Annotated in this window: 7 protein-coding genes and 1 pseudogene; 4 read left to right on the forward strand and 4 right to left on the reverse strand. The window is 71.8% G+C overall.

Annotated elements, in window-relative coordinates; genetic code table 11:
* Positions 1 to 48 precede the first annotated feature (48 nt).
* Positions 49 to 1,356: a DUF6716 putative glycosyltransferase gene (locus AC13HU_RS24660; protein WP_483044126.1), complete on the reverse strand. Its 1,308-nt coding sequence runs from the start codon at positions 1,354 to 1,356 to the stop codon at positions 49 to 51.
* 185 nt (positions 1,357 to 1,541) lie between these two features.
* Here AC13HU_RS24660 and AC13HU_RS24665 point away from each other — a divergent pair, with 185 nt between their 5' ends.
* From AC13HU_RS24665 to AC13HU_RS24675, 3 genes are all read left to right on the forward strand, one after another.
* Positions 1,542 to 2,591, forward strand: coding sequence for a glycosyltransferase family 2 protein (locus AC13HU_RS24665; RefSeq protein WP_483044127.1), 1,050 nt, complete (start codon positions 1,542 to 1,544; stop codon positions 2,589 to 2,591).
* Positions 2,591 to 3,961, forward strand: a complete 1,371-nt coding sequence (locus AC13HU_RS24670) for a polysialyltransferase family glycosyltransferase (RefSeq protein WP_483044128.1) — start codon at positions 2,591 to 2,593, stop codon at positions 3,959 to 3,961. Before AC13HU_RS24665 ends, AC13HU_RS24670 begins: the two co-directional genes overlap by 1 nt.
* An 82-nt stretch (positions 3,962 to 4,043) precedes the next feature.
* Positions 4,044 to 4,733: a TetR/AcrR family transcriptional regulator gene (locus AC13HU_RS24675; RefSeq protein WP_483044129.1), complete on the forward strand. Its 690-nt coding sequence runs from the start codon at positions 4,044 to 4,046 to the stop codon at positions 4,731 to 4,733.
* A 93-nt stretch (positions 4,734 to 4,826) separates the two neighbouring features.
* Here AC13HU_RS24675 and AC13HU_RS24680 read toward each other — a convergent pair whose 3' ends face one another.
* Positions 4,827 to 5,252 carry a GNAT family N-acetyltransferase gene (locus AC13HU_RS24680; RefSeq protein WP_483044130.1) on the reverse strand — a complete coding sequence of 142 codons (426 nt, stop codon included), beginning with the start codon at positions 5,250 to 5,252 and terminating at the stop codon, positions 4,827 to 4,829.
* Between the two features lie 619 nt (positions 5,253 to 5,871).
* On the opposite strand from AC13HU_RS24680, the gene AC13HU_RS24685 reads away from it, so the two are divergent.
* Positions 5,872 to 6,039, forward strand: coding sequence for a hypothetical protein (locus tag AC13HU_RS24685; RefSeq protein ID WP_483044131.1), 168 nt, complete (start codon positions 5,872 to 5,874; stop codon positions 6,037 to 6,039).
* Positions 6,040 to 6,425: 386 nt separating this feature from the next.
* On the opposite strand, the gene AC13HU_RS24690 is transcribed toward AC13HU_RS24685, so the two are convergent.
* The gene (locus AC13HU_RS24690; RefSeq protein WP_483044132.1) at positions 6,426 to 8,006 is read right to left on the reverse strand and encodes an acyl-CoA mutase large subunit family protein; all 1,581 of its coding nucleotides are present in this window, start codon (positions 8,004 to 8,006) and stop codon (positions 6,426 to 6,428) included.
* Positions 8,007 to 8,476: 470 nt separating this feature from the next.
* Positions 8,477 to 8,678 (reverse strand): annotated as a pseudogene (locus AC13HU_RS24695) (hypothetical protein); the annotation flags it as partial.

The raw sequence follows: 8,678 nt of genomic DNA on the forward strand, positions 1-8,678 counted from the left end.
CCGGTCCTGCCGGCCGCCGTCCGGCGGCGACCGCGGAGCGCGGCCGGCTCACAGTTGGCCCCAGCGGCGGATGGCCGGGGCGACGCGCTGCACGCCCTGGCGGTAGGCGGTGCGCGCGGACTTGCGCAGCACCCGGCGGGCGGCCTTGCGGACCCGGTTGCTGCCGGCGCCGCCCGTGGCGTCGGCACGCGCGGCCGGCAGGCCCTCGGGGTCCAGGCCCTGCCGGGCGAGGATGCCCGGCAGGTAGCCGGGGGCGGTGCGCAGCGTGTAGTACGGCGCCAGCCTCGGCAGCCGGCCGGCGGCGTGCAGGGCCTTCACGCGGCCCCGCAGGTCGGCGTACGGGTCGCCGGTCGCCACGCCGTGGCCGGCGGTCCAGTCGGGGTCGGCCTGCGGCAGTTCGCCGTCGTCGAGCTGGTCCCAGGAGGCGAGGCAGCCCGAGCCGAGGAAGTGGTGGTTGCCGAGCGGCTCGCGGATGCCCAGGTCGGTGAGGATGGCGGTGGGTATGCCGCGGTGCAGCGACTCCAGCGCGGCGGTGGAACTGACCGTGACCAGCAGGTCGGTACGGTCGAGCACCTCGCCCATCGCCCCGTAGACCAGCGAGACGTTCGCCGGCGGGTCCAGCGACTCCATCAGGTGCTGGTAGGGGTGTTCCTCGACGTGCGTGGTCTGCTCACCGGGCATGCTGCGCAGCTTCACCAGCACCTCGCGCTCGGGGCGCCGGCGGGCGTGCTCCACCGCCCGGCGCAGCAGGTACAGCCGCTCGGGGCGCTCGGCGGGCGCGGACGGCTGTACGGCGAAGGTGACGGTGAACGGCCGGGTGTCGTCGCGCCGGTACGGTGCGCCGTCGAGGAACGGCAGCGCGGTCTCGACGATCGCGCCGGTCGGGAAGCCGACCCCTTCGTACACGGAACGGAACCGCAGCGCGTCGTCGGTGCTGTTGGCGAGCACCACGTCGGCGCCGGCCCGCAGCAGCAGGCCGTCGGCGAGCTTCTCGTAGACCACGCCGACGTAGCCGGTGACCACCACCGGGCGGCGCGGGTGGCCGCGCCAGGCGCGGTCGAAGCCGTGCAGGAAGCACTGGATGGTGCCGCCCACGCAGGAGATGACGAGCACGTCGCAGTTGTCGGCGCCGGTCTCGGCGAGTATCTCCGCGGCGGTCTGCTCGGTCATCGAGTCGGCGGGAATACCGAGTTCGGCGAGTTGGCGCGGCGTGGGCGTGGCACGGCCGCGCAGGAAGCGGGCATCGAGCCGCGCATCCGGGGCGATCCGGCGCGCGGTCAGCGCACCCCACTTCCACCGGGTGTCCGAATCGGCGATCACCGTGACCCGCAAGGGCCCTGACGTACGTTCTGGCACGTCGCAGACAGTAGGAAGCGGGTGGGTGGAATGGGCCAATCGAAGGCCAACGGAAGGTAAACAGAATGCCGCTACTTTGCGAGCGGCCGGCCGTCGCGAGCGAATCACCTGCTCGCCATTCTCCGTTTACCTGGAAGTACGCAATTGGCAAAGTACCGAGCCGAGCGGCGGCTTAAGGTAATCGGGTGGTCAAGCTCTCCGTCATCGTGCCGTTTTTCAATGTGCAGCCATTCGTCCCCGATGCGCTGCGAAGTCTGCGTGCCAACGCCCGCCAGGACTTCGAGTTCCTCTTGATGGACGACGGGTCGACCGACCGGACTCCGCAACTCCTCGAAGAGGGCGTCGGTTCGCTGCCGGGCGCCCGGATCATCCGCCGCGACCACACCGGCGTCGCGGCGCTGCGCAACGCGGGCATCGACGAGGCCCGGGGCGAGTATCTGACCTTCATGGACGGGGACGACTGGCTCGCCCCCGGCTATCTGCCACAACTGGTCGGCGCCATGGACGAGTTGGACGTGGACTTCCTGCGCACCGATCATGTGCAGTGCACCGGCTCCAGCCGCAACGTGATCCGCGCCCCGCACGGCCGCCGCAACGCCCGGCTCGACCCGCGCGCCGCGATCCTGCCCGCCGACCGCCCCACCCTCGTCGACTACCCCTACTCCTGGGCCGGCGCCTACCACCGCCGGATCGTCGAGCAGGGCCTGGTGCACATGCCCGCGCACCTGCGCACCGCCGAGGACCGGCCGTGGATCTGGCGGCTGCACCGGGAGGCCAGGTCCTGCGCGGTGGTCGGCCTGCTGGGCGTGCACTACCGGCGCGGGGTGACCACCTCGCTCACCCAGATCGGCGACGAGCGGCAACTCGACTTCGTCCGCTCCTTCGACCAGGTGATCGCCGAACTCGCCGGCGACCCCGACGAGGAGAGGTTCCTGCCCAAGGCGATCCGCACCTACTGCGCGATCGTCGCCCACCACCTGGACAACATCGACCGGTTCGAGCCCGCGCTGGCCCGGCGGTTGAAGACGATGTCCGCCGCCGCCCTCGGCCGGCTGCCCGCGGACCTGCTCGCCGACGCGCTGGACTCGATGGACGCCGAACGCAGCGCCCGGGTACGCCGGTTGCGCGGCCGGATGGCGGCCAGAGCCGACAGCCCTGGCCCCGGTACGAACGGCGACTCCGACGCCGACTCCGACGTACGCGACAACGCGACCAGCGGATCGGCGGTGGCGTGATGGCCCGCACCCAACTCCTCCTCGCCTCGACCCTGTACGGGATCGCCACGCTCGCCGCCGCCGCCGACGCCGGCGCCCTGCCGCCCGCCGACCGCCGCGTCCTGGTGGTCAGCAACAACGCGGCCGTGCCCGAGACCCACGACGGCCCGGACCTGGCCCCCGGCTTCGAGCCGCTGCGCACCCGCTTCGACCAGGTGGTGTCCTGGAACGAGGCGATCCGGCCGATGCACCCCGGCGGCTGGTCCCCGCGCACCGACGAAATCCCCATGTGGGACCGGTACTTCCGGCAGCTGTGGCAACTCGGCGACGACGAACTCGACCTGGTCGTGGAGTCCATCCAGGTCGCGCCCGCGCTCTCCTTCGCGCAGGTCTTCACCGGCGCTCCGATCACCGTCTACGCCGACGGCCTGATGTCGTACGGCCCGACCCGCAACAAGCTCGGGCTGCTGGTGGACAGCCGGATCGACGCGCTGCTCCACCTCGACCTGGTGCCCGGCCTGGAGCCCTTGCTGCTCAGCGAGTTCGGGGTGCCCTCGCGGGTGGTGCCGAGTTCGGAGTTCACGAAAGTGCTCGCCGAGGTGGCCGAGGCCACCCGCGGGCCCGGCACCGGCCCCGACCCGGTGCGGGAACTGCCGTGCGACGCGGCCCTGTTGCTCGGCCAGTACCTCTCGGCGCTGGGCATCCTCAGTGTCGCCGAGGAGGAGAGGCTGCACCTGTCGCTGGTGCGCGGCGCGGTCGCCCTCGGCCACCGCCGGCTCGTCTTCAAGCCGCACCCGACCGCGCCCTCGCACTGGCTGGAGCCGCTGCGCGAGGAGGCCCGCGGGCTCGGCGCCGAACTGACCGTGCTGGACACCCCGGTACTGGCCGAGGTGATCTACCAGCGGGCCCGCCCCGCCCTGGTGGCCGGCTGCTTCTCCACCGCGCTGCTGACCGCGTCCGCGCTGTACGACATCCCGGTCGCCCGCAGCGGCACCGAACTGCTGCTCGACCGGCTCTCGCCGTACCAGAACAGCAACCGGATGCCGGTGACCATCGTGCACGCGCTGCTACCCGACGTGTCCGACCCCGACGCCGTACGCGGCTGGACCGCGCCCTCGCCGGAGCAGGTGGCCGGCGGCCTCACCCCGCTGCTGCACGCGGTCGGCTACTGCATGCAGTCCGAGGCGTACCCGCACCTGCGGGCGGAGACGGTGACCTGGCTCGAAGGCCACCTCGGCGCCGGTGTCCAGCCCTACTTCAAGCGGCGCCGGCTGACCTCGCTCGGCCTGCCCGGCGCGCTCCCGTCCCGGCGCTCGCTGGTGCCGCGGGTCCGCGCCGTCCGCCAGGTGGCCCGCGGCGCCCGCGCACTGAAGAAGGCCGCACTCGGCTGAGCCCGGGGCGCCCGACCCTGGCCGGCCGGGCGCCCCGATTAACGGACACGGAAGCTCATACGCCCTGCCCTACGATGGAACGGTGAGCGACATCACCCATGGGAGCCTGCGCGAACAGCCGACGCGCGCCGAGGCGATCCTCGCGGTCGGCCTGCGCGACGAGAAACGACGGCAGATCCGGCGGCACATCGCGGAGGTGGCCACCGGGCTGTTCCTCGAACACGGCTTCGCCCGGGTGACGATCGCCGAGGTGGCCCGCACCGCCGAAGTGTCCGTGAACACCGTCTACACGTACTTCCCCTCCAAAGAGGACCTGGTCTTCTACCCGGAGGAAGCGTCCGCGCAGCGGATGGTGCAGATCGTCAAGGACCGCGCGCCCGGCCAGTCCGCGGCCGGCGCCGTCCTCGCCGCGCTGCGCGGCGAGCTGCGGCACGGCGACCGCATGGTCGGCCTCACCCAGGGCTTCGCCCGCTTCCTGGAGATGGTCCGCGCCGAGCCCACGCTCTCCGCCCGCCTCGACACGACCACCCGCGAGATGGTCGACGCGCTCGCCGAGACGCTCACCGCCGAGACCGGCGCCGAGCCGGGCGATCCCACGCCCCGCCTGGTCGCCTCCCAGCTCGGCTGGGCGCAGGAACAACTCTTCCGCGAGATCGGCGAGCGCTCCCGTGCGGGGCGCCCTCCGGGCACGGTCGCCGAGGACGCCCTCGCCATCCTCGACTGCGTCGAGTCCCTCCTGGGCCACCGCGTCCTCACCTACGCGACCCGTTAGACGGGGCCCACCAGGCCAGGGGCCCTTGACGGTCCGGTGCGCCCCGTACCGTGAGCGAGAGGGCGGCCCCGGCCACGACCTTGTAAGACGGACCTACAGGGTGGACCGGTAGAAGACCTTCCCGCCTTCAGGCGCGACCCCTAGCGCTGCGTAGAACGCGAGGGCGGCGGGATTGTCCGTTTCGGCGGTCCACTCGATCCTGGAGCAGCCCGATGCGGCGGCGACATTTTGCAGCTCGGCCATCAGTGCACGTGCTACGCCCCCACGGCGAGCTTCCGGCCGTACATACAGCTCCTTGAGGTACAGCGAGGTGTCCGCACCTGCCGCCGGCCAGAGGAAGGTGTACGACGCGATGCCCAGAACCATGTCACCGTCGCGGGCCAAAAGCACAGTCGCGGCCGGTCGATCGGAGAAGAGCGCACGGCGGATCTGCTCGGGATCGCCCGGCACGGGTGCACCGCCGTAGTACTGCTCGATCTCTCCGAGGATGGTGGAGAGACATTCGGTGTCCTCTGCCACCGCCACTGCAACAGTTCGGACTCCGGCCGGTATCGGGTGGCTCGACCGTGTCGCGCGACCGTCCACTCCACCTCGCTCAGTCCAGCTCCCGAAAGGGTCCCGGCTGCCAGCGTTTCGCGCAGGCCGTGTTCAAGGAGTCAGCTCGCTCCAGCACTGACGGGCCGGCCGCTGCATCTGACAGGGCGACCAACTCACCTCGGGCACCCAGCGCTCGGTCAATGGCTGCTGCCGGGTGCGGACAGCAGCGGACACACAACTACTGTGCCGGACTCATCTGACACGCAAAGCTACTAGAGCCGGGACGCGATCGTCCCAGTACCGGAGGAAACGTCACGAGACCCCCGCGACCGCTGCAAGGTCCGGGGGCGTGGACAACCTGATGAAAGCAGGCCGACATGCATGAGCTTATGGGGTGTTGGTGGTCGACCGCGAGGGCCGTTTCGGCCGTGGCGCACAGGAGCGGCGCCGTTGTCCTGGTGACTAGGTGGGCTGGGCGGTGAGCGCTCGGCGACTTCCCTGGCCGGGGCCTGGCGGACAAGCGTGTTACCTGCCCTCGGACGGGTACAGCTCGCCGGCGGCGCTGTGGCGACTGGCGGATGAGATGGAGTCCGTGCAACTGATGGGCGAGTTCGAATCGGGCAGGCGCAACGCCGGAGCGGCGCGCCTTCGGGAGATCGCCAAGGTGCTGAACTGCCCGGTCGTCGCGTTGGAACGCAAGCGTGAGGAGCAACCCGCCACGAAGGAACCGAAGGAGAAGCGAGCCACCGGCCCGGCTGCGAACGCGTAGCCGTCTCGTAGCGGCGGTGAGCCGGCAAACCCCGCTCGACCTCGGTCGGGCGGGGCCTTTCCGCATGTGCGCGGGTACTTCGGTTGCTCCGCTGCCGCGTCGGCGACGACGTGGCGTCCGACTTCCGGCTCAGCCGACGCACACCGACCATGCACTTCCCGCAGCCGCAGTACGCCCCCATGGCTTCCACGGTCCGCCGTTCCCGTCCCGCACCAAAGTGCGTTCTACGGGGCCTCCGCGCGCGCAACCATCCACCGGCCGGTGGCCGGCTACGACAGCACCAACCCCCTTGGGCCGGTGGCGACCCGCGCCATGACGACGGCTGGTCGCGCGGTTCTCCCCCTGGCTTCGCCGGGAGGTGCCCCCCGCGCCCCCGTCCGGCGCCCTCAGAACCCAGCCGTGGGGACGTAGGTGCCCCACACACCGCGCAGGGCGTCGCAGACCTCCCCCACGGTCGCGCGGCAGCGCAACGCCTCCCGCATCGGGTAGAGCACGTTGTCGGTGCCGGCTGCGGCTTCGCAGAGCGCCTCCAGGGCGCGGTCGACCGCGTCCTGGTCACGTTCGGCCCGAAGCTTCGCCAGCCTCGCCCCCTGCTGCGCCTCGATCGCCGGGTCCACCCGAAGCGGCTCGTACGGCTCCTCCTCATCGAGCTTGAAGCGGTTGACGCCGACCACGACCCGCTCGCCCGCATCGGTCTCCAGGGCGATCCGGTAGGCGTTCTGCTCGATCTCGGACTTCTGGAAGCCGTGCTCGATGGCGCTCACCGCGCCACCCAACTCCTCTACCTTGCGCATCAGTTCGAGAGCGGCGGCCTCGACGTCGTCGGTCATCCGCTCCACCACGTAGGACCCGGCGAACGGGTCCACCGTGGCGGTCACGTCCGTCTCGTACGCGAGCACCTGCTGGGTGCGCAGCGCGAGCCGCGCGGACTTGTCGGTGGGCAGCGCGATGGCCTCGTCGAAGGAGTTGGTGTGCAGCGACTGGGTGCCGCCGAGCACCGCGCCCAGGCCCTGCACGGCGACCCGGACCAGGTTCACCTCGGGCTGCTGCGCGGTGAGTTGCACCCCGGCGGTCTGCGTGTGGAAGCGCAGCATCTGCGACTTGGGGTTCTTCGCCCCGAACTCCTCGCGCATCACCCGCGCCCAGATCCGGCGGGCGGCCCGGAACTTCGCCACCTCCTCCAGGATGGTGGTGCGCGCCACGAAGAAGAACGACAGCCGCGGCGCGAAGTCGTCGACGTCCATCCCGGCGGCGAGCGCGGTGCGTACGTACTCGATGCCGTCGGCGAGCGTGAAGGCGATCTCCTGCGCGGGCGAGGCACCCGCCTCGGCCATGTGGTAGCCGGAGATCGAGATGGTGTTCCACTTGGGGATCTCCGCCTGGCAGTAGGCGAAGATGTCCGCGGTCAGCCGCAGCGACGGCTTGGGCGGGAAGATGTACGTGCCGCGCGCGATGTACTCCTTGAGCACGTCGTTCTGGAGGGTGCCGGTGAGTTTCCCGGCCGGCACGCCCTGTTCCTCGCCGACGAGTTGGTAGAGCAGCAACAGCAGCGCGGCGGGCGCGTTGATCGTCATCGACGTGGACACCTGGTCCAGCGGGATGCCGTCGAAGAGCACCCGCATGTCCTCGATCGAGTCGATCGCCACGCCCACCTTGCCGACCTCGCCGCCGGCGATCGGGGCGTCGGAGTCGTGCCCCATCTGGGTCGGCAGGTCGAAGGCGACCGACAGGCCCGTCGTGCCGTGGGCGATGAGCTGCCGGTAGCGCGCGTTGGACTCGGCGGCGGTGCCGAACCCCGCGTACTGCCGCATCGTCCAGGGCCGGCCGGTGTACATCGACGGGTACACGCCGCGGGTGAACGGGTAGCCACCGGGCTCGCCCAGCCGCTCGGCGGGGTCCCAGCCGTCCAGGTCCTGCGGGCCGTACACCGGCTCGATCGGCAGACCGGACTCCGACTCGCGCGTCATGCTCTCCGCCTCCGCTGGCTCGCTGGGGGTGTGCCCGCGCCCGCGCCACACGAGCTGGCGGACGCGTGAACAGACCGGCCCACCCACGGACTTGAGGATCTGTAACGGGTGGATGCCCGCAGGCGTCGCGTCGCCCGGAACGCACATCTGCCGCGTTGCCGTCGGTCGCCGACTCCCCCACGCCGGACCCACACGACAGACCCTAGCGGCGCGTCGTCGCAGCGGGCGCGATTGGCGCCGGGACCTTCCGCGCGGCGCTCGCATGGCCCCGTGTACGGCGAGCGCGGCCGGGCAGGGGGAAAACGCACCCGGCCGCGCTCTGTGTCGTGGCCACCGGCACGGGGAGAGCCGGCGTCCACCGGGCCGATGACCAGTCGGCCCACTCCTTACGGCGGCTCGGGCCGCGGAAGTGTCACCCACCGTCCCGTACGGGCGGGCCGGCGACCCCGCCGCGGGTCGTCAGCAGGTCGTCAGCGGGTCATGCCCGACGCGGCGCCGCGCCCGCGGCTCCAGCCGCCGTGGCGGCCATGACCCAGCCGGTTCACGGTGCCGTTCCCGTGCCCGTGTTCGCCGTGCCCCGGCACGGCGGTCAGCCGGTCCGTGTCGGGCGGCAGGGCGGTCCGCGCGGGCGCGCCGGGAGTCGTACGGGCCGGGTCGGGCCTCCGCCCGGGG

The organism is Streptomyces sp. NH27 (genome assembly GCF_056859195.1).